Genomic DNA, 21931 nt, shown 5'->3' with positions numbered 1-21931 from the left:
AAGCCAGGGTAAGCAGGGTATAATCCCGGTTTGCCGTTCCCCCGCGTTTTGTACGCCTCGCCTTCCGTCCGTTCATGACTCACATTGCCTGCTTCGCCGGCGCCTTGGCGCTTTCCGAATTCCGCCAGCAACGTCTTCTGAAGACCCTGCAAGCCATCGACAGTTCGATCGTGCGTGTCGACGCCCGCTACGTTCATCTCGTAGCCAGCGCCGAACCTCTTTCGCGCGAAGACGTGGCTCGCGTCGCCGGTTTGCTCACTTACGGTGCGCCGGTAGGGGAAGAGCCGGTCGGCGACCAGTTGCTGGTGATCCCGCGTCTGGGCACGATTTCGCCGTGGGCGAGCAAGGCGACGGATATCGCCCATAACTGCGGCATCGATCACGTGCGCCGTATCGAGCGCGCCGTCGAATATACGATTGGTGTGAAGCCGGGCCTGCTTGGCGGCAAGAAATTGTTGCCCGCCGACGTGCTCGCTCGGGTCGCAGCTGTGCTGCACGACCGAATGACCGAGACGGTCGTGGCCACGCGCGGCGATGCCGAGGCACTCTTTGTCGAACTGCCGGCCAAGCCCCTGCAGACCGTCGACGTGATCGGCGCCGGGCGCAGCGCGCTCGAAGCCGCCAACCGCGACCTCGGCCTGGCGCTCGCCGACGACGAAATCGAGTATCTGGTCGATGCCTTCAGGGGACTGAAGCGCAACCCGACCGACGTGGAACTGATGATGTTCGCGCAGGCCAACAGCGAACATTGCCGTCACAAGATTTTCAATGCGGAGTGGACCATCGATGGTCAGGCGCAGGACAAGTCGCTGTTCCAGATGATCAAGAACACGCACCAACTGCACCCGCAGGGTACGGTGGTGGCGTATTCGGACAATGCTTCTGTGATGGAAGGCGCCGAAGTGGAGCGGTGGTATCCGCGCGGTGCCGATGGCAAGTATGGCCGCAGCGTCGAACTCACGCACACGCTGATGAAGGTCGAGACGCACAATCACCCGACGGCGATTTCGCCGTTTCCGGGGGCGTCGACGGGCGCGGGCGGCGAGATTCGCGACGAAGGCGCGACGGGCCGTGGCTCCACGCCGAAGTCCGGTCTGACCGGCTTCACCGTGTCGAATCTGGCGCTGCCGGACGCCCGCGAGTCGTGGGAGAACGACCGCGACGTGGCCGTGCCGCCGTCGCTGCGCAAGCCCGACGACACCGGCACCGACTACGGCCGTCCGGACCGTATCGCATCGCCGTTGCAAATCATGATCGACGGCCCGCTGGGCGGTGCCGCGTTCAACAACGAATTCGGCCGTCCGAACCTCGGCGGCTATTTCCGTGCCTACGAACAGAATGTGGGCGGTCGCGTGCGCGGCTATCACAAGCCGATCATGATCGCGGGCGGCTTGGGCAACATTGCTGCACAGCACACGCACAAGCACGATTTGCCTGCCGGCACATTGCTCATCCAGATCGGCGGCCCGGGCATGCGCATCGGTATGGGCGGCGGCGCCGCCAGCTCGATGGCGACCGGCACGAACACGGCCGAACTCGACTTTGATTCGGTGCAACGCGGCAACCCCGAAATCGAGCGCCGTGCTCAGGAAGTCATCAACTGGTGCTGGCGTCAGGGCGAAGCCAACCCGATCCTGTCGATTCACGACGTCGGCGCGGGCGGTATCTCGAACGCCTTCCCGGAGCTCGTCGATGGCGCGGACAAGGGCGCACGTTTCGACCTGCGTCAGGTCCAGCTCGAAGAGTCGGGCATGTCGCCGGCCGAAATCTGGAGTAACGAAGCGCAGGAGCGCTACGTGCTCGCGATCGCGCCGGACAGTTTCCCGGCTTTCCAGGCAGTCTGCCAGCGTGAGCGTTGCCCGGTGGCTGTGATCGGTATCTCGACGGCCGAGCGTCAACTGAAGCTGGTCGACCCGATGCATCCGGAGTCGCCGGACCCGGTCGACATGCCGATGGACGTGCTGCTCGGCAAGCCGCCGCGCATGCACCGCGACGTCTCGCGCGTGAAGGCGGATCTGCCGCCGGTGGACGTGACGGGCCTGTCGCTGGACGACGTGGCGCGTGCCGTGCTGCGTCACCCGACGGTTGCCAGCAAGTCGTTCCTTATCACCATCGGCGACCGTACCGTGGGCGGCCTGACGGCGCGCGACCAGATGGTCGGTCCGTGGCAGGTGCCGGTGGCCGACTGCGCCATCTCGCTAATGGATTACGCCGGTTATCGTGGCGAAGCCATGACGATGGGCGAACGTACGCCGCTGGCCGTGATCGATGCCCCGGCATCGGGCCGTATGGCGGTCGGTGAAGCTATCACCAACATTGCGGCGGCGCCGATCGCGTCGCTCGACCAGATCAAGCTGTCGGCCAACTGGATGGCCGCATGCGGCACGGATGGCGAAGACGCGGCGTTGTTCGATACGGTCAAGGCCGTCGGCATGGAACTGTGCCCGGCGCTGGGACTGTCGATTCCCGTCGGCAAGGATTCGCTGTCGATGCGCACCAAGTGGGAAGACGCGGGCCGCAGCAAGGACGTGGTCGCACCGGTCTCGCTGATCGTGTCGGCCTTCGCGCCGGTGGAAGACGTGCGTGGCCATCTCACGCCGCAACTGCGCTCGGTCGCGGAAGTGGGTGAGACGGTGCTCATTGCCATCGATCTGGGTCATAACAAGAACCGTTTGGGTGGCAGTATCCTCGCGCAGGTCACGCAGCAGATCGGCGACGTGACACCGGATGTGGACGATCCGGCCGACCTCCAGCGCTTCTTCGATGCCATCCAGAAGCTCAATCGCGACGGCAAGCTCCTCGCGTATCACGACCGTTCGGACGGTGGCCTGTTCGCCACGGTTGCGGAAATGGCTTTCGCCGGCCACGTCGGCGTGTCGCTCAATGTCGACATGCTCACGCTCGATGAAGGCTTCGAATCCGATTACGGCGACGCCAAGGATTGGGCCAAGCAAACGGTCGGCCGTCGAGAGGACAAGACACTGCGAGCGCTCTTCTCCGAAGAACTCGGTGGCGTGATCCAGGTGCGTGCCTCCGAGCGCGATGCGGTGCTGCAGGCGCTGCGCGACGCCGGTCTGTCGAACTGCACGAACGTGATCGGCAAGCCGAACACGAACGACGTCATCGAGATTTATCGCGATGCCAAGAAGGTGTTCGGCGCGCCGCGTGCGGAACTGCAACGCGTGTGGTCGGAAGTGAGCTGGCGCATTGCGCGTCTGCGCGACAACCCGGCCGCCGCCGATGCCGAATACGAAATGCTGAACGACACGAGCGATCCGGGCCTTTCGCCAAAGGTGACGTTCGATGCGAGCGAGGACATCGCTGCGCCGTTCATCGCCACGGGCGCGCGTCCGAAGGTCGCTGTCCTGCGCGAGCAGGGCGTGAACTCGCATCTGGAGATGGCCTACGTATTGGACAAGGCCGGCTTCGAGGCTTACGACGTCCACATGAGCGACCTGCTCGCAGGCCGTCATACGCTGGAAGCATTCAAGGGCTTCATCGCCTGCGGCGGCTTCTCGTATGGCGACACATTGGGTGCGGGTGAGGGCTGGGCGAAGACGATTCTGTTCAACCCGGCGCTGGCCGAGCAGTTCGCCGGTTTCTTCAACCGTGCCGATACGTTCGCATTGGGCGTGTGCAACGGTTGCCAGATGATGAGCAACCTGTCGAACCTGATTCCGGGCGCTGCCGCGTGGCCGAAGTTCACGTACAACCAGTCGAAGTACGAGGCGCGTCTCACGCAAGTGGAAGTGCTCGACTCGCCGTCGTTGTTCTTCAAGGACATGGGCGGTTCGCAACTGCCGATCGTGATTGCGCACGGTGAAGGCTTCGCAAACTTCGGTCAGCAGGGCAACATCGATCAGGCCATCGCCGCGATGCGTTTCGTCGACCATCGTGGTCAACCGACCGAACAGTATCCGTTCAACCCAAATGGTTCACCGCGCGGCCTGACCGCAGTGACAACGGGCGACGGCCGCTTCACGGTGATGATGCCGCACCCGGAGCGAGTGTTCCGCACGGTGCAGATGAGCTGGGCGCCGGCGCAGTGGGGCGAAGATAGCCCGTGGATGCGCATGTTCCGTAACGCTCGCCGTTGGGTGGCTTGATGGCTTAACGGTGATATTCCGCACGGGTGTTCCGTGCGGCGTATGCCGAAGGGCATAAAAAAATCCCGCCGAAAGGCGGGATTTTTGTTTCAGTGCGATGCAGGCAAGGCTTACTGAATCTTGGCTTTCTTCTCGAGGCCCTCGATGAAGCCTTGCAGCTTTTCTTCCCGCATTTGCTGCACGAGTTGCGGCTTGACGTCGGACAACGGCGGGATCTGCGCGTCGCGCGAGTCGTCCAGCTCGATCACGTGATAGCCGAACTGCGTCTTGACCGGCGTCTGCGAGTACTGGCCCTTCTGGAGCTTTTGCAGGGCGTCGGCAAACTCGGGCACGTAGGCGTTGGCCGGCGACCAGTCGAGGTCCCCCCCGTTCTGTGCCGAACCCGGGTCCTTCGAGTACTGCTTGGCGAGGTCGGCGAACTTCGCGCCGCCCTTGAGCTTCGCGATGATTTCCTTGGCCGTATCTTCGCTCGGCACCAGAATGTGACGGGCGTGATATTCCTTGTCGCCGAACTGCTTCTTCAGTTGATCGTAACGCGCCTGAACTTCCGCGTCGGTCACGGGCGAGGTCTTCTCGAAGTCGGCGATGAGAGCGCGGATCAACACGCCTTGTTCGGCCAGCTTGAGCTGCGCCTTGACGTCCGGCTGCGTCGCGATTCCCTTGCTGACGGCTGCCTGCGCGAGGATTTCGCGCTTGACCAGCTCTTCGCGCACTTGTTGTTGTAGTTGCGGCGAGTTCGGCTGACCCTGACGGACCATTTCGCGCACCATGGCGTTGGCACGTGCCACAGGCACCGGCGTGCCGTTGACGACGGCGACATTCTGGGCGAGGGCGGGGAGGGAGAGCGCGGTCAGCGACACGGCGGCGCCGAGCGCCAGAGCCGTGCGGGCGAGTTTCAATGCCATGCTGTTTTTCCTAACGAATGACGAAGGCAAGGTTAATCGACGGGGGACGCGTCGCATGCAAATTACGCTTCCCCAGGGGCGAGCGCAACGATGGCGAGGGCGTGAATGCCGTTTTGCATCAAATCGGCTAGCGCATCATACACCAGGCGGTGGCGCGCGACGCGGTTACGGCCGGTAAACGCGGCAGATACGATCCTGAGGTTGTAATGACCGCCCGACGCGGCGCCGGCGTGACCGGCGTGGCGGGCGCTGTCGTTTTCGAGCGCGAATTCCAGGGGGGCGAGCGCCGCCGTGAGCCGCGCTTCGATTTGCTGTTCCATGGTCATGGCAATGCCTTCCTGACGGATGTCATTCGTCCTGTTTGATGTACTTCGCGAGCCACAGGCTCTGTACGACGATGAACACGACCATGAGGCCCATACCGCCGAAGAGCTTGAAGTCGACCCAGGTATCGGTCGAGAAATGGTAGGCAATGACCAGATTGAGCCCGCCCATGGCGAGGAAGAACAGGGCCCAACTGAAATTCACGGCACGCCACAGGGTGTCGGGCAGCGCCATCTGCTTTTCCATCATGGCGCGGATCAGGTTCTTGTCGAAGACGAGTTCGGCGACGAACAGCGTGATCCCGAAGAGCCAGTACAGCGCCGTGGGCTTCCATTTGATGAAGGTTTCGTCGTGCAGAAGCATGGTTGCGCCACCGAACACCACGATGATCGCCAGACTCACCCATTGCATGGGCTCGACCTTGCGGTGACGCAGCCACATCCAGATGACTTGCACGATCGTCGTCGCAATCGCGATACCGGTGGCGACGTAGATGCCCGCGAACTTGAAGGCGACAAAAAACAGGATGACCGGTAACAGGTCGAAAAGGAATTTCATGAAGTCTCGACTTGGGGGCTTCGGGGGTGATACGCCGTGTGCATAGGGCACCGGGCGAGCAAACGTTCATTATATTTCAAAGGCCCGTCGAAGGCCGCAGCGAATATCCGAATACGCGGCGCGGCGCTTCCGTGCCACGCCGCCAAGCCCGTGCCAGTGGGCACGTTGCCTTACTGCAGGATCTCAATGCGCTTCACGTCGATATCGCTCGGACGAAAGCGATGGCGGTCGACTTCGCCGGTAATGCGCACACGTGTCTTGTCGGTGATTTGCCGGCCGGGCGGCAGGTACTTGTCGTCGAGTTCGATTTCGATGGTCTTGCCGGTGTCGTCACGGAACGTGTAGTGCTCGTGCTTGAGCCGGTTGACGATGTAGCCCTCGATCACGGCCACGGCGTCGTCGGGGGCGGCCAGGGCATGTTCGACGGTCGAGACATTGGACGTCACCGACGGCACGACCACGCTTCCGGTGGTTGCCGCGCTGGCCGCCGGGCCCGTGTATTGCGCAATGGCAGGTGCCGCGCTTAGTACGCCGAAAAATGCCGCTGCCACGCTGAGATGCGGTTTGAAGCGATGGATTTTGCCTAGCATGAGCGACGTTTCCTGAATCTTGTTAAGGAGAGGTCAGCTTAGCAGACGTCTGATCGGTATCCGAACACATGAGCAGAAGGGAGTTTCCCGAAATGTTCGCAATACACGGTAAAACAAGGGGGCATACCCACCGGCGGCGCGCCGGTGGGGTGGGGGTCTCAGCCTTCGACGGGTTTGTCGGACTTGCCTTCCTTGTCCTCGAAGTTGAGCGAGGCCGAATTGATGCAATAACGCAGACCGGTCGGCTGCGGGCCGTCTTCGAATACATGTCCCAGGTGGGCGTCGCAGTTGTGACAACGCACTTCCACGCGCACCATGCCATGGCTGTAGTCCATGACCTCGTCAACGCCGGCCTTGTCGAGGGGCGCCGAGTAGCTGGGCCAGCCGCAGCCCGCATCGAACTTCTCGGTCGATTCGAACAGGGGCGCACCGCAGCAGATACAGCGGTAGGTGCCGTCTTTCCAGTGATCCCAGTAACGGCCAGTGAACGCGCGCTCGGTGGCCGCATGGCGCGTGACTTCATATTCCACGTCGTCGAGTTGGGCACGCCAGTCGGCGTCGTTCTTTTCCACTTTGCTCATGAGAGTCTCCAGAGGGGCAGCGGCCCCGGAGTTGCCGCTGCGCGTCGAATATTCGTCAGACCTCGTTCAGATGAGGGCGGCGCGTCGTTTTGCAATGCGCGGCAACGCGCTGCCGTTCACCGATGTCACGCCCTCGATCAGGACGAGCAACTGACTTCGAGTTGGCCGGCCCAGTCGGGCGGCAGCTCGGCGTAACGCTCGAATTCGGGTTGTTCGTCGTAAGGCCGCGAGAGCACACGCAGTAGCGTGTCGACTTCCGAGAAGTCCTTCTCACCGGCACGCCGGATCGCAATTTCGGCCAGATGATTGCGCAGGATGTACTTCGGGTTGACGAGCCGCATGGCGACCGCGCGCTTGACGTCGGTGCTCGCCTCGTGGCGCAGCCGGGCACGGTAATCCACAGCCCAGGCATCGAACCCCGCACGGTCGATGAACATGTCGCGTAGCGGGGCGTCTGCGGTGGGGTTCTCGAGTTCGAGCCCTGCGAGCGTGCGAAACAGGTGCGTGAAGTCGACGCGCCCTTCGTGCATCAGCTTGAACAGACGGTTGATGAGCGTTTCGTCGTCGGCGTGCGACTCGCGCAACCCAAGCTTGGCGCGCATGCGCAGATCGATTTCCTCGGCGAACCGCGTCTTGAACACAGGCAATACCGACTGCGCCTGTTCAATGGCCGCCTCGCCCTCGCCGAACAACGGCAGTAAGGCTTGCGCGAGGCAGAACAGGTTCCAGTACGCGACGTTTGGCTGCGCCTGATAGGTGTACCGTCCCTGTGTGTCGGAGTGGTTGCAGATGTGATGCGCGTTGAAGCCGTCGAGAAAGCCGAACGGGCCGTAATCGATGGTCAGCCCGAGAATCGACATATTGTCGGTGTTCATCACCCCGTGACAGAAGCCCACAGCCTGCCAATGCGCGACCATTTCGGCCGTGGCGTCGCATACGGCGCTGAGCAGTGCGAGGTACGGATTGGCTTCGTTGCGGCAGTGCGGGTAGTGATGATCGATGGTGAAGTCTGCGAGTTGACGCAGCGCTTCGTACTGATCGTTGGCCCAGAAGTGCTCGAAATGACCGAAACGGATGAAGCTCGGCGACAGGCGGGTGACGACGGCTGCCGTCTCGATGGTTTCGCGGCGTACGGGGGCGTCCGAGCCAATGACGCACAGCGCGCGCGTCGTCGGCACGCCGAGATGGAACATGGCTTCCGATCCGAGGAATTCCCGAATCGACGAGCGCAGCACGGCGCGTCCGTCGCCCATGCGCGAGTAGGGCGTAAGCCCACCCCCCTTGAGCTGTATTTCCCAGCGTCCGCCGGGTCCATCCGATTCGCCGAGCAGCAACGCCCGGCCGTCGCCCAGTTGACCGGCCCATACGCCGAACTGGTGGCCCGAATAGACACTGGCGAGCGGGTCGCCGCCAGGCAACGGCGCATTGCCGGCAAAGGTGGCGAGAAACTCCGGATCGCGCGCCGCGTCTGGCGACCACCCGAGCAGGCGGGCGGCGTCGGCCGAAAAGCCGACCAGATAGGGCGCGGGCAGCGGCTGAGGCGCGAGGCGCGTATAGAAGCTGTCGCCGAGCGACGCAAACCGGTTCGCCAAAGGCAGCGGTCCATAGGGCTTGAGCGAAGCGGAAACTGAGGCGAGGGCGGGACGGTCGGTTGCCGACATTGGGGGACGTTCCTGATGGTGAATAAACATTCTACTTGAGGTGTCCATCGCGCGCTGCCGGGTTGCGTACGCTGGCGCGGCCGCCTGTCTGCTGCGCTGCACAAGCGATGGGCGTTGACCCGGCGAGCGTGCGCGTCAAGAATAAATCTCTGAGGCGTCTATGAACATACGCATCAGACGTGCCAACGCCCGTCGCGCGACATCTCGACCACCCAAACGCCAGAACGCTATTTTCGACGTATCCCCGTAATTCCGGTTTTCCCGATTTTTCTGGAGATTCGACGCATGGCAACACCGCTCCTTGGCCAGATGATGGCCGCGCCGCTCCTGATTTCTTCGTTGCTCACGCATGCCGCGCGTCACCACGGTGACACCGAGATCGTGTCGCGTCGCGTCGAAGGCGACATTCACCGCTACACCTGGCGCGACGCCGAGCAGCGCGCTCGCCAACTCGCGCAGGCGTTACGCCGCCTGGGCGTGCGCGATGGCGAGCGCGTAGGCACGCTGGCATGGAACGGCTACCGGCATCTTGAGCTGTACTACGCTGTCTCGGGCATGGGCAGTGTGGTTCACACCGTTAACCCGCGGCTGTTTCCCGAGCAGATCGCCTATATCGTCAATCACGCCGAAGATCGCTTCGTGGCGTTCGACATCAACTTCCTGCCGCTGATCGAGACGATTGCGCCAATGTGCCCAGGCGTTCAGGGCTGGATCGCGATGACAGATCGCGCGCATCTGCCCGCTTCCGGCGTGCCGTTGCTGTGCTATGAGGATTTGGTCACCGCTGAGGACGGCAGTTTCGCATGGCCGTCGATGGACGAATCCACGGCGTCCGGCCTTTGCTACACGTCGGGTACGACGGGGAATCCGAAAGGGGTGCTGTACAGCCATCGCTCCACGGTGCTGCATGCCTTCGGCGCCTCGCTGCCGGATGCGATGGCGATGTCGGCACGCGACGCCGTGCTGCCCGTGGTGCCGATGTTCCATGTGAACGCGTGGGGCCTGCCATATTCCAGCGCGCTCGTCGGCGCGAAGCTCGTGTTCCCAGGCAAGGATCTCGACGGCAAGTCGTTGTACGAACTGTTCGAGGCTGAGGGCGTCACGTTCTCCGCCGGGGTGCCTACGGTCTGGCTGGGGCTGCTGACCTATGTGAAATCCATTGGTGCGCGTTTCTCGACGTTGGAACGCACGGTGATCGGCGGGTCGGCCTGCCCGCCGGCCATGCTCCAGACCTTCGAGAAAGATTATGGGGTGCGTGTCATCCACGCATGGGGTATGACCGAGATGTCGCCACTCGGCACGCTATGCCATCTGCGCAAACATCATCGCGATTTGCCGGCCGACGCGCAGCAGCACATTCTGGAGAAACAAGGGGCGGCGATCTATGGCGTCGACCTGAAAATTGTCGGCCCCGAGGGTGAAGAGCTGCCTTGGGACGGCAAGGCGTTCGGCGATTTGCACGCGCGCGGGCCGTGGGTGCTGGAGCGCTATTTCGGCTCGGATGAGTCGCCGCTGGTCGACGGCTGGTTTCCGACCGGGGACGTGGCCACGATCGATGCCGAAGGTTATGTGCAGATCACCGACCGCAGCAAGGATGTCATCAAATCGGGCGGCGAGTGGATCAGCTCCATTGATGTGGAGAACGTCGCCATGGCACATCCGGAGATTCACGAGGCGGCCTGCATTGCCATTCGCCACCCGAAGTGGGAAGAGCGGCCATTGCTGGTTGTGGTTCGCAAGCCGGGCTCGACGCTGACCCGCGAGGACGTGCTGGCGTTCTATGAAGGGCGCGTCGTGAAATGGTGGATCCCCGATGACGTGGTGTTCGTCGACGAGATTCCCCATACGGCGACCGGAAAGATGCTCAAGCTCAAACTGCGCGAGAAGTTCCGTAGCTATCAGCCGGCGTCGTAGATTCCTGGTCGTGGCGCCCGTCAGGGCTGCGGCATCCACGGGGAACCCGCTCGGACACGTCTGAGCGAGTGTGCGGATGTCGCCGGAAATCCAGCAGTGACGCCGCTTTTCGGGCGCTCCCGGGGCATTTCGGCCCCACGTCCCCTCTATAATGTGAGCCTGAATTTCCTCCGGCGCGGCAGTCTCTGCCGCGTCTTCATTGGCTTTCGAAGGAGACGGCGTGCATCTGCTGAGTGCCACTGCGGGCCTCGTGCTTGTGAATGGCGTGAGCTACGGCTTGCTGCTGTTCATGCTGTCTAGCGGCCTCACGTTGATCTTCAGCATGCTGGGCGTGCTGAATTTTGCGCACGCCAGCTTCTACATGCTGGGGGCGTATTTTGCGTATGCGTTGTCGGCGGCAGTGGGTTTCTGGCCGGCGTTGGTTGCGGCACCGCTGATCGTTGGCGTGATCGGCGCGGCTTTCGAGCGGGGCGTGTTGCGGCGATTGCGCACGCGCGGTGCGCTGGCGGAACTGCTCGCCACGTTCGGGCTCGCCTACATCGTGGTGGAACTGGCGCAACTCGCCTGGGGACGCGGGCCAGTCGATTACGGCGTGCCTGTGGCCTTTGAAGGCGTGCTGGTTCACGTGGCGGGCATCGCGGTGCCTGCGTACCGGTTGTTTCTGATGGGGCTGGCGTGTGCGATCGCCCTGCTGGTGTGGGTGGCGTTTCGCGCCACGCGGGCCGGACTGATCTTACAGGCGGCATTGTCGCAACCCGCAATGACACAGGCCCTTGGTTATGACGTGCCCGCGCTTTACACGGGGGTGTTTGCGTGCGGCGCGGCGCTGGCGGCGCTCGCCGGGGCGGCCGGGGGCAATGTGCTGGTGACTGAGCCGGGCATGGCGGCGACGGTCGGCAGCGTAGTGTTCGTGGTGGTGGTTGTGGGGGGACTCGGTTCGCTGGGCGGTGCATTCGTCGCGTCGTTGCTTATCGGGCTGTTACAGACATGGGCCGTCACGAGCGATGCCAGCCTGGCGCAATGGTGGCCTCAAAGTGCGGCGGGAGCGGAGAACGCACGGGGCGCATTGAACGCGTTCCGGGCCGCCGTCGCGCCGATGTCGCATCTGACCGTAGCGCAGCTCGCGCCTGCGGTGCCATATTTGCTTATGGTTGCGGTGCTGCTTTGGCGTCCGCGTGGACTCTTCGGCGTTCGGGAGGGGTAATGGACAACGTTATCGCCAGTTCGCCAGCGGCCGTGCCGGCGTCGTGGCGTCGCCGGGCAATCGTGTGGTTGGTCTTTGCGACCATTCTTGGTCTGGCCCCCTGGTGTTTTCCCTCTGACACGGCGCTCACCTTGATGACGCAGATGGGGACTGCGGCCATTCTCGCTTTGTCATTCAATCTTCTGCTCGGCTCGACGGGCTTGTTGAGTTTTTGCCATGCGACGTACGCGGGCATCGGGGCCTACGCGGGCGTGTGGTGCATGAATCGTATCGGCGTTCAGGGACTGCCTGTGTCGATGGCCCTTGTCCCGGTTGCCGGTGCGGTCGCGGGGGGCATGGCCGGTGCCACGCTGGGGTATGTCACCACGCGGCGCGCAGGCATGACATTCGCCATGATTACGCTCGGTGTGGCGGAGCTTGTCTGGGTGATGGCCGCGATGATGCCCGAATGGTTCGGCGGCGAACGCGGCATTCCGACCGACCGGACACTCGGCGCCGCATGGTTCGGGGTGACATTCGCGACACAGCGCGAGGTCTACGCGCTGGTAGCGGTGTGGTTGTTCGTTTGTGCGGCGCTGATGTACGGCGTCACGCGCACGCCGTTGGGATTTCTGGCTCGCGCGGTACGCGATAACCCTGTGCGTGTTGCCTTCCTTGGGCAATCCCCAGCGGCAGTGCGGTATCGCATGCAGATCATCGCCGCGGCTTTCGCCGGGGTGGCGGGCGCGTTGGGCGCATTGAATTTCGAACTGGTCAGTGCCAACACCTTCAGCCTGGAACGCTCCGGCATTGTGCTCGTCTTCACCGTGCTTGGCGGTACGGCGTATTTCGCGGGGCCGATGCTGGGGGCTGTCGTCGGCGTGTTCGCAACGGTCGTGCTGGCAACACTGACGCGGGCTTGGCAGCTTTACCTTGGGTTGGGGTTTCTGGCGGTCGTGATATTCGCGCCGGGGGGTGTCGCGGGGTTGATCTCGGTTCATGTGCACGCCTGGCGCGCCGGCATGGCGCGTGCATTGTGGCAGCCCTACGCGGCGGTCTGCGTTGGCTTGGCACTAGTCGTCGGCGGGCTGATCGGCATCGTGGAAATGACCTACGGTGCGCGTCTTGCGAGCGACGCGGCGCGGGCCGTGACACAAGGGGGGAGCGCACATGCCGGCGCGGTGGCATGGGGTACGGCGGCCGCGGTTGTCGTCGGTGGCCTCGTCATCGTGACGTTCGCGGGACGTCATTTGCGGTGCAAGGCGGCGAGCGCGGGCGTTCGCGTGGGGAACGGCGATGAGTGAAGCCGACAAGTGTGCCCGCCCGTCCAGTCAGGCGCTCAGCGTGAGAGGCGTGCACAAATCGTTCGGTCGCACGCAGGTGCTGTGCGGTGTCGATTTGACGCTCGCGCCGGGTGAGCGGCTTGCGATCATCGGACCCAATGGCGCGGGCAAAAGCACGTTGTTCGATGTCATGACAGGCAGAACGCGGCCCGACAACGGGCGCGTCCTGCTGCACGCGCGAGACGTCACGGGCCGCGCGCCGCATGTCATCAGCCGGCTTGGCCTGTCTCGCAGTTTCCAGACGTCTCAGTTGTTCTTGCAGATGAGCGTTATCGACCATCTGCGCTGTGCCGGGCTTTGGCCGGATGGTCATCGCTATACGTTCTGGCGCCGAATGCGCGGATTGGACGACGTTACCCGGCGAAGCGAGCTTTGGCTCAAGCGCCTTGGTCTGGAGGCGCGACGCGATGTTCCGGCGGGCGCACTGAGCTACGCGGAGCAACGCGTACTCGAAGTCGGCTTGTGCGCGGCGTCGGCGGGCAGCGTTATGTTGCTGGACGAGCCCACGGCGGGCATGAGTCAGTCGGAGTCTGCTCACATGGTGGCGCTTATCGCAGAACTCAGTCGGGGACGCTCGCTGCTGATGATCGAGCACGACATGCAAGTTGTTTTTTCATTGGCTGACCGGATTGCGGTGCTGGCGCGCGGCGCGATCATTGCGTGCGATACGCCTGCACGAATTCGCGCGCACCCTGATGTGCGTACGGCGTATCTCGGGGATTATGCAGACGCTTTTGCGGGGTCATACCTCAAGGAGGCGCGCGATGCTTGAACTGATCGATGTCAGGGCCGGTTACGGCGGGAGCCGCGTACTGCATGGTGTAACGATGCGCGTCGCACCCGGCGAGATCGTGGCTGTCCTCGGGCGTAACGGCGCCGGGCGCTCTACGCTCGCTCGCGCGATCATGGGGCAGTTGCCTCGCGAGGGAGAAATTCGCTGGCAGGGCCAATCGCTGGCCTCGCTTGCGCCGCATCAGATTGCCCGGCTGGGCGTCGGCTACGTGCCGGAAACGCGAGATGTCTTCGGACCGTTGACGGTCGCGCAGAATCTGCTGCTGGGGCAGCGTGAGCGTAAAAAACGTGGGGAGCGGAGTGCCGCCGGGATTGACCGGACGCTTACGCTCGCCGAAGCGTTCGAGCGATTTGAGGAACTGGCGCCACGTCGTGACGCGCCCGCCGCTTCGTTGTCCGGTGGCGAACAGCAATTGCTTTCGCTGTGCCGGGCGATGATGGCAGGGCCCGACTTGCTGATCGTCGATGAGCCGACCGAGGGACTGGCGCCCAGGGTGGTGGCCCGCATCGGCCGGATTCTGACCGATTTGCGGGCGGCGGGCGTGGCTATCCTGCTGATCGAGCAGAAGCTGTCGCTCGCGCTCAGTTGCGCGCAGCGCGTCGCGGTAATGGGGCAGGGCACACTCGTCTTCGAGGGGCCGCCCGACGCGCTGGCGGCCGCGCCAGCGATTCGCGGCGAATGGCTTGAGGTGTAGCGCTGCGCTAGAATCGCACGATCGTCTTGCCGCAGCCGGCGCGCTCGCGGCGCCCCCAACGACGCACACAATACAAGGAACGAGACAACGATGAGCACGGCTTATGAGGTTCGTGACGGCGTGGCCGTCATCACACTGGAAAATCCCCCGGTGAATGGCCTGGGACATGCCACGCGCTCAGGCATCGCCGAGGGCATCGCGAAAGCCCAGGCCGACACTCAGGTGCGTGCTGTGGTGCTGATCGGGGGAGGCAAAGCCTTTTCCGGTGGTGCCGATATTCGTGAGTTCAATACGCCGAAGGCGACGCAAAGCCCGTTGCTGGTCGATGTCATTGCCGCGCTCGACGCCTGCGTCAAGCCTGTTGTCGCGGCGGTCCACGCCGTTGCGATGGGCGGTGGTCTCGAATTGGCGCTCGCTTGCCACTATCGTGTGGCATTGACGGGGGCGCAGATTGCATTGCCTGAGGTGAAGCTGGGCCTGCTGCCCGGTGCAGGCGGTACACAACGTCTGCCGCGCGCCATCGGTGTGGCGCGGGCACTCGATATGGTGGTTTCTGGCCGTATCGTGAAGTCCGAAACGCTCGTCGGCACGCTCTTCTCGACGTTGATCGAGGGCAACCATGACGATCTTTTGGCAGGAGCCATCGCGTTCGCCAACGAGATCGCCTCGCAAGGAGGCAAGTTGCCGCGTCTGCGCGACATCGCCATTGAGGATGCCGACGGTGCGGGCCAGGCTGCCATCGACGCCGCACGAGAGAAGGTGCAACGCGAGCAACCCCATTTCCCCGCGCCGCACAAATGTGTGGCGGCAGTCGAAGCGGCGTTGCAACGTCCGTTCGACGACGGGGTGAAGTTCGAGCGCGAGTGTTTTGTGGCGTTGGTCAGTTCGCCGGAGTCGAAGGCGTTGCGTCACGCGTTTCTTGGCGAGCGCGCGGCGGCCAAAATTGCCGATGTGCCCGACGATACGCCGGTGCGCAACATCGAGCGAGTGGCTGTCATCGGTGCCGGTACGATGGGCGGCGGCATCGCAATGACCTTTGCCAATGCCGGGATTCCCGTCACGCTGGTCGACACGACGGAGGCGGCATTGACGCGCGGCGTCGAGTCGATGCACGGCAATTACGCGCGCGCCGTCAACCGGGGCAAGCTCACTGCCGATGAGGCAGAGAAGCGTCTGGCTCGCATTCACGGCAGTACCGATTTCGCGTCGGTGGCGGACGCCGATCTGATTGTCGAAGCGGTGTTCGAAGACATGGCCATCAAGCAAGTGGTGTTCCGCGAACTCGATAAAGTGGCCAAGCAAGGTGCCATTCTGGCGTCGAACACGTCGACACTCGATCTCGACGCGCTGGCCGTAACCACGTCGCGGGCGCAGGACGTCATCGGCATGCATTTCTTCAGCCCGGCCAACGTCATGCGTTTGCTTGAGGTGGTGCGCGGCGAGCACACGGGGAAGGACGTGCTCGCCACGGTCATGAAACTGGCCAAGCGAATCGGCAAGCTCGCTGTCGTCGCGCGTGTGTGCGATGGCTTCATTGGCAATCGCATGCTCGAGCCGTATTTCAAGCAGTCGCAATGGATGGTCGAACAGGGCGCGACGCCCGCACAGGTCGATGCCGCCATCGAGCGCTTCGGTTTCGCGATGGGGCCGTTCCGCACGAGCGATCTGGCCGGCAACGACGTCAGTTGGGCGATCCGCAAGCGTCGTCATGCAGAACATCCCGGCATCGTGTATCCCAAGATTGCCGATGTCGTGTGCGAAGCAGGGCGCTATGGCCAGAAATCGCGCGCTGGCTGGTATGACTATGCCGAGGGCGATCGCACGCCACGCGAGTCGGCCAAAATCGCGCAAATGCTCGACGACTATCGCAAGGCGAACGGCATTGCACCGCGGGCGTTCTCGGACGACGAGATCGTCGAGCGCCTCGTCTATGCGCTGGTGAACGAAGGGGCGAAGGTATTGGCCGATGGGACGGCAGCGCGCGCGTCCGATATCGACATGGTGTATCTGAACGGCTACGGCTTCCCGCTGTGGCGCGGCGGGCCGATGCTCTATGCCGACACGGTCGGGCTCGACAAGGTGCTCGCGCGCGTGCGTGCGTTCGAGCAGGGCGAGCACGGTGAGGATTGGAAGCCGGCCGCGCGGCTTGTCGAATTGGCGCAAGCCGGCAAGCGTTTCAACGGGTGAGCGATCCGAATGCGATAGGGATCTTGCCGGGACACTGGCGCCACAGCGACGTGTGCTGACGCACCCGCTGGAAAAGTTGAGGGCAGTGAAATGAAACCGATGGACGAAGTGTTGCTCGTGATCGATGTGCAAAACGATTTCATGCCCGGTGGCGCGTTGGCCGTGCCCCACGGCGACGAGGTGGTTCCGGCGATCAATGCGCTCTCGGGGAAATTTGCTCATGTGGTGTTGACACAGGATTGGCATCCGGCCGGACATGTGTCATTTGCCGAAAATCACGAGGGGCGTCGACCATTCGAGCGCATTGCACTGTCGTATGGCGAGCAGGTCCTGTGGCCGGCGCACTGCGTGCAGGACACGCCCGGTGCCGCGCTGCATGCGAATCTGCACGTTCCCCATGCGCAGGCCGTAGTGCGCAAGGGGTACCAGGCCAATGTCGATAGTTATTCGGCGTTTCTCGAAGCGGATCGCAAGACACCGACCGGGCTGGCGGGTTACTTGCGGGACAAGGGCGTGAGACGCGTGCACTGCGTTGGACTGGCGACGGATTTTTGCGTAGCGTGGAGCGCGCTCGATGCCAAGGCGGCGGGCTTCGACGTTTGCGTGATCGAGCACGCGTGCCGTGCCATCGATCTGGATGGTTCGCTCGCCAGGGCGTGGGCGTCGCTGGCAGCCGCAAGCGTGTCGCGTGAGTAGAGGGCAGGTGCTGTTTGAATTCCAGACGCAGCGCATGACGCGTTGCGTCGCCAGGTGAAGAAATGACGATGGACAAGTTTTACCGTAATGGCCAATGTGGCTGGAGTCTACGATGAGTGCGCTCTCGATCCGTTCGGGTTTTATCGATCGTCTCGGCATCGAACTGCTGAGTGCCGAAGGGGGCGAGTCTGAGTTGCGGCTCTCACTGGCGTCTCAACATCTCAATAGCTGGGAGGTGATGCACGGGGGCGTGACGATGGCGATGCTGGATGTCGCGCTGAGCACCGCTTGCCGGAGCGTGGCGCCGGAAGGTTCCGGTGTGGTGACCATCGAGATGAAGACGAGCTTCATGCAGCCGGGCACCGGCGAGATGCGAGCCTTTGGCCGTCTGCTGCATCGCTCTACGACGATGGCCTACTGTGAGGGTGAGGTGCGTGACGCGAACGACAAGCTCGTGGCCAAGGCGATGGGCACGTTCAAGTATTTGCGCCGTCTTGCGGTCGGACGCGATGTCCGTGAGCAGCGACGTCCCGACGACCCGCGCGGCGACTGACACCTGTCAGGAGGGCGTGTCGCGGTCGACGACGCCGTCGCCGAGCAACGCGAATATAACGGGTAGCGAATACCGCTGCCGCAACCAATGCAGCTAATGCCGCGAATGCGGAGGGAATGCCATGACGATCAATCGCCAGATTCTGCTGGTCTCGCGCCCCAAGGGCGAACCCACGCTGGACAACTTTCACCTGGCCGCACCGGAGTTGCCGGCGATTGGCGAAGGGCAGGTATTGGTGCGTAACTTCTACCTTTCACTCGACCCGTACATGCGCGGCCGGATGAGCGATACCAAGTCGTATGCCCCGCCGCAGCCGCTTGACACGGTCATGATCGGTGCGACCGTCGGCGAGGTGATCGAATCGCGTCATCCCGACTGGCAGCCGGGCGATGCCGTCACTGCCATGTTCGGCTGGCAGGAGTACGGCATTTCGGACGGCAGCAACCTGCGTCGTCTCCACGACGCGCGCGTGCCGATGAGTGCCTATCTGGGGGCGGCTGGCATGCCGGGCGTGACGGCGTGGTATGGCCTGAACCGCATCATCGCGCCGAAAGCGGGGGAGACGGTGGCGGTGAGCGCAGCGTCCGGTGCGGTGGGCGGCGTGGTCGGTCAACTCGCCAAACGTGCCGGGTGCCGTGTGATCGGGATTGCAGGCGGTGAGCAGAAGTGCGCCTATGTCGTTGAGGCGTTGGGCTTCGATGCATGCGTCGATTACAAGGCGGGAAATCTGGACGATGCGTTGCACGCAGCGGCGCCGGATGGGATCGACGGCTACTTCGAGAACGTTGGTGGTGACGTATTGGACGCCGTCATGCGCAATCTCAACCCGCATTCGCGCATCGCACTGTGCGGCATGATTTCCGGCTACAACGGCAAACCCATTCCGATGAAGCATCCGGCGCTGCTGCTGACGAACCGGGTGCGGCTCGAAGGTTTCATCGTGAGCGAGCACATGGATGTCTGGCCGCAGGCGCTCAAGGAGTTGACCGATGCGGTCGCCACCGGCGAGTTGCGTTATCGCGAGACGATAGCGCAAGGCATCGAGAACGCACCCGCCGCGCTCCTTGGCTTGCTCAAGGGCGAGAACTTCGGGAAGCAGCTCGTGCGGCTGGTATAGCACGGGATTCTTCCAAAATTTACCAAGTATCCCTGAATTTCAGGAGTATTGCGCTTCGTGTCCTTTCCATGGACTAAGGCAGTTGGCACAATAGCGGGATTCCATCAGAACAGCCGCCCGAACGGCATCCGCTATTGTGACCACAGCCGCCAATCCGACTCCCGTGTCATCCGCAAAGGCATTCGTTCCTGAGACCCGCTTCGGGAACTGGTTTCTCAAGACCTACACCTGGCGTCATCACGTATTGCGCGTGGCGATCGAGGATTTGCTGCGGCTAGCGCACGGCACCGTGCCGCAGTCACCTGTCGTGCTTGATGCCGGATGCGGTCACGGACAGTCGCTGCCGCTATTGCATCGCTATTTCGCGCCGTCGCGTCTGATCGGGGTTGACTGCTTTGCCCCGGCGCTGGTGGAGGCGCAAACCCATGCGCGAGATGCCAGTATCGCGGTCGAGCTGCAATCGGGAGACTGTTCGGCCCTCCCCTTGCCCGACGGCAGTTGCGATATCGTTTTCTGCCATCAGACGTTCCATCATCTCGTCTATCAGGAAGCCGCGTTGGCCGAGTTCTATCGTGTGCTCAAGCCGGGTGGCCTGCTTTGTTTCGCCGAATCGACGGAAGCGTACATTCGTTCATGGGTGATCAGATTGCTGTTCCGTCATCCGATGCACGTTCAGCGCAGCGCCGAAGGCTACCTCGATATGATTCGTGATGCAGGATTTACGTTCGAGCGCGAAAACGTTTCCTACCCGTACCTGTGGTGGAGTCGAGCCAAGGACTTCGGGTTGCTCGAACGGCTGAAGTTGCAGCGACGCCGTGTGTTTGGCGAACGCGAAGAGACGTTGGTCAACGTTGTCGCGAGAAAGCCGTTGGCGTAACCCTCCGGGGCTAACGGCTCGTCGCTGACGCCGCCAGCGAATCTGCCGCAGCCCTTGCTTCAGACCTGTGCGAGTGTGAGCGCGCCGTAGGTGCCGCCGAAGCCGAACGTATTGATCAGTGCGCTGCGGGCGGCGTGTGCACGGGTCGCTGTCCAGATCGGGTAAGGCGCGGCTTCCGGGGCCACGCAGTCGATGTTGGCTGCGCCTGGGACAAAACCTTCCTGAATCGACCAGATCGCACATGCGATCTGCATTGCGCCTGCCGCCGCGACCGTGTGTCCCGTGAGTCCCTTGATCGAGGTAATGGCGGGCAATTCGGCCATCCCGCCGAAGGCGTCTGCCAGCGCCGCCAGTTCGGCGGTGTCACCCTCGATCGAACCATTGGCGTGTGCGCTGATGAAACTGGGCGGCGCGTCAAGATCCTGACACGCGGCTTTCACGACGTGGCTCATTGTGGCGATGTCGACGCCGAAGGCGTGCGATGCGCAGGTCGCAGCCCCCACTCCCGTAATTTCGGCGAGCGGACGCGCACCGCGTGCCTCGGCGTGGGCGAGAGTTTCGAGAACGAGGATGGCGGCGCCGCCCCCGAGGACAAAACCGTCGCGTTCGGCGTCAAATGGCCGGGAGGCCTGCTGCGGAGTCGTGTTGTGCGCTCGGGAGAGCACCCCCATCGCGTCGAAACACATCGCAGCGCCCCAGGGCGCTTCCTCACTGCCGCCGGCCAGCATCACATCTTGCCGTCCGAGACGCAGCAGATCGACCGCGTGTCCTACGCAATGAATCGATGTCGAGCATGCCGACGAAATGGCATATCCCACGCCGCGCAGGTCGAAAAGGGCGGACAACGCCGCTTGCGCCGTGCTCGACATGGCGCGCGGCACGACATAGGGCAGTACGCGTGTCGCGCCGCTCTCCCGTGCGACATCCAGCGCCTCTTCGAAGTCTTTCATCGCCCCGGTACCGGAGCCGACGACGACACCACATCGTCCGCTGCTTAGCGTCGCGGCCTCGAGTCCGGCGTCCGCCACGGCGCGCAGGGCGGCATGGCTCGCATACAACGCCGTGTCGCCCATGAAGCGTCGCAGCTTGCGAGGCAGAACGGTGTCGTCGAGCGACCCGGCATGCGGCCGCCCGGTGATCGTGCTGCGCAAGCCATGCGCGACATAGTCGGGGGCTTCATGCACGCCACTCTTCTGGTCGCGCAAGGCGTCGACGACCACCTCGCGCGAGTGACCTGCGGCAGATACCATTCCGAGGCCAGTGACTACGACTCTGGCCAATCCGTCGGAGCGATGAAAGCGGGACATCAGAGGCGATGCAGTTCCGCGTTGATGTCGCGGATGAGCGTATCGACCCAGCGGTTGTAGTTGGGGTGGATCACCGGGGTATTGGCAGGCGGGGTGTTGTTGAAGTCCTCGCGGCGCGGCGAGACGTTCGGCACGCTCGAGAGTTGATATTCGAGATTGGTGCTGTCGCGATAGGTCACCGAATACGCCGTTTCGCTGTACTTGATCGTCACCGACGCGTAGTGCTTGTTACGCACATTGAGTGAGGCAACGAGCTCGCCCGGCTTTCCCGGACTGGCGACCCAGTCGTGAACGGCGGCGCCACGCGTAATGGCCCCACGGATCTCATCGAGCGAGAGCGTCTTGCCGCTTCCCGAGAGGATAGGGATGTTGTCGTGCGGTACGATCGGTACCGGCGGGCGGGCGGCGTGCGCGGCGGGGCCGAACATTGCCGTCACGGTGACGGCGAGCGATGCGGCGAGCAGGCGTCGACGAGTCTGCATGTTTTCTCCATTAGCGTTGTGTATGACCTCGCGTGGCGCGTCGCCTGTCGCAAACGGCGA

Annotated in this window: 19 protein-coding genes; 11 read left to right on the top strand and 8 right to left on the bottom strand. The window is 63.2% G+C overall.

Going from position 1 to position 21931, the window contains the following annotated elements:
- Positions 1-74: 74 nt before the first annotated feature.
- Positions 75-4106, top strand: a complete 4032-nt coding sequence (purL, locus tag C266_RS10505) for a phosphoribosylformylglycinamidine synthase (protein ID WP_010808083.1) — start codon at positions 75-77, stop codon at positions 4104-4106.
- Between the two features lie 110 nt (positions 4107-4216).
- Here the strand turns inward: purL and C266_RS10500 are convergent, their stop codons facing one another.
- From C266_RS10500 to C266_RS10475, 6 genes are all read right to left on the bottom strand, one after another.
- Positions 4217-5011 (bottom strand): peptidylprolyl isomerase, encoded by a 795-nt coding sequence (locus C266_RS10500; RefSeq protein ID WP_010808082.1) that lies wholly within the window; start codon positions 5009-5011, stop codon positions 4217-4219.
- 62 nt (positions 5012-5073) lie between these two features.
- Positions 5074-5337 carry a BolA family transcriptional regulator gene (locus C266_RS10495; RefSeq protein WP_010808081.1) on the bottom strand — a complete coding sequence of 88 codons (264 nt, stop codon included), beginning with the start codon at positions 5335-5337 and terminating at the stop codon, positions 5074-5076.
- Positions 5338-5359: 22 nt separating this feature from the next.
- On the bottom strand, positions 5360-5893 hold the full coding sequence (locus C266_RS10490; protein ID WP_010808080.1) for a septation protein A: 534 nt from the start codon (positions 5891-5893) through the stop codon (positions 5360-5362).
- Between the two features lie 170 nt (positions 5894-6063).
- The gene (locus tag C266_RS10485) at positions 6064-6483 is read right to left on the bottom strand and encodes a YgiW/YdeI family stress tolerance OB fold protein (protein WP_010808079.1); all 420 of its coding nucleotides are present in this window, start codon (positions 6481-6483) and stop codon (positions 6064-6066) included.
- Between the two features lie 158 nt (positions 6484-6641).
- Complete coding sequence (gene msrB, locus C266_RS10480) at positions 6642-7064, bottom strand: peptide-methionine (R)-S-oxide reductase MsrB (RefSeq protein ID WP_010808078.1); 423 nt, start codon at positions 7062-7064, stop codon at positions 6642-6644.
- A gap of 137 nt (positions 7065-7201) precedes the next feature.
- Complete coding sequence (locus C266_RS10475) at positions 7202-8725, bottom strand: YdiU family protein (RefSeq protein WP_010808077.1); 1524 nt, start codon at positions 8723-8725, stop codon at positions 7202-7204.
- Positions 8726-9010: 285 nt separating this feature from the next.
- Here C266_RS10475 and C266_RS10470 point away from each other — a divergent pair, with 285 nt between their 5' ends.
- From C266_RS10470 to C266_RS10425, 10 genes are all read left to right on the top strand, one after another.
- Positions 9011-10639, top strand: coding sequence for a 3-(methylthio)propionyl-CoA ligase (locus tag C266_RS10470; RefSeq protein ID WP_010808076.1), 1629 nt, complete (start codon positions 9011-9013; stop codon positions 10637-10639).
- 220 nt (positions 10640-10859) lie between these two features.
- A complete protein-coding gene (locus C266_RS10465; RefSeq protein ID WP_010808075.1) occupies positions 10860-11843 on the top strand; it encodes a branched-chain amino acid ABC transporter permease in 984 nt (327 codons plus the stop codon).
- Entirely contained in the window at positions 11843-13126 is a 1284-nt protein-coding gene (locus tag C266_RS10460) for a branched-chain amino acid ABC transporter permease (protein WP_010808074.1), read from the top strand. The genes C266_RS10465 and C266_RS10460 overlap by 1 nt, the downstream gene beginning before the upstream one ends.
- Positions 13119-13937: an ABC transporter ATP-binding protein gene (locus C266_RS10455; protein ID WP_010808073.1), complete on the top strand. Its 819-nt coding sequence runs from the start codon at positions 13119-13121 to the stop codon at positions 13935-13937. The genes C266_RS10460 and C266_RS10455 overlap by 8 nt, the downstream gene beginning before the upstream one ends.
- A complete protein-coding gene (locus tag C266_RS10450; protein WP_010808072.1) occupies positions 13930-14652 on the top strand; it encodes an ABC transporter ATP-binding protein in 723 nt (240 codons plus the stop codon). Before C266_RS10455 ends, C266_RS10450 begins: the two co-directional genes overlap by 8 nt.
- A 90-nt stretch (positions 14653-14742) precedes the next feature.
- On the top strand, positions 14743-16839 hold the full coding sequence (locus C266_RS10445; protein ID WP_010808071.1) for a 3-hydroxyacyl-CoA dehydrogenase NAD-binding domain-containing protein: 2097 nt from the start codon (positions 14743-14745) through the stop codon (positions 16837-16839).
- 90 nt (positions 16840-16929) lie between these two features.
- On the top strand, positions 16930-17535 hold the full coding sequence (gene pncA, locus C266_RS10440) for a bifunctional nicotinamidase/pyrazinamidase (protein ID WP_010808070.1): 606 nt from the start codon (positions 16930-16932) through the stop codon (positions 17533-17535).
- A gap of 112 nt (positions 17536-17647) precedes the next feature.
- Entirely contained in the window at positions 17648-18088 is a 441-nt protein-coding gene (locus C266_RS10435; RefSeq protein WP_010808069.1) for a PaaI family thioesterase, read from the top strand.
- 121 nt (positions 18089-18209) lie between these two features.
- Entirely contained in the window at positions 18210-19205 is a 996-nt protein-coding gene (locus C266_RS10430; RefSeq protein WP_010808068.1) for an NADP-dependent oxidoreductase, read from the top strand.
- A 163-nt stretch (positions 19206-19368) separates the two neighbouring features.
- Positions 19369-20082 (top strand): class I SAM-dependent methyltransferase, encoded by a 714-nt coding sequence (locus tag C266_RS10425; protein WP_036662564.1) that lies wholly within the window; start codon positions 19369-19371, stop codon positions 20080-20082.
- A 59-nt stretch (positions 20083-20141) separates the two neighbouring features.
- Here the strand turns inward: C266_RS10425 and C266_RS10420 are convergent, their stop codons facing one another.
- Positions 20142-21389 (bottom strand): beta-ketoacyl synthase, encoded by a 1248-nt coding sequence (locus tag C266_RS10420; RefSeq protein ID WP_081636244.1) that lies wholly within the window; start codon positions 21387-21389, stop codon positions 20142-20144.
- Positions 21389-21871 carry a hypothetical protein gene (locus tag C266_RS10415; RefSeq protein WP_010808065.1) on the bottom strand — a complete coding sequence of 161 codons (483 nt, stop codon included), beginning with the start codon at positions 21869-21871 and terminating at the stop codon, positions 21389-21391. Before C266_RS10415 ends, C266_RS10420 begins: the two co-directional genes overlap by 1 nt.
- Positions 21872-21931: the final 60 nt, after the last annotated feature.

The sequence above is a fragment of the Pandoraea sp. SD6-2 genome (genome assembly GCF_000389825.1).
In the GTDB taxonomy this organism is placed as follows: Bacteria; Pseudomonadota; Gammaproteobacteria; order Burkholderiales; family Burkholderiaceae; genus Pandoraea; species Pandoraea communis.
Note: the sequence above shows the minus strand (reverse complement) of the source record. Positions and strands in the feature narration are given on the sequence as shown.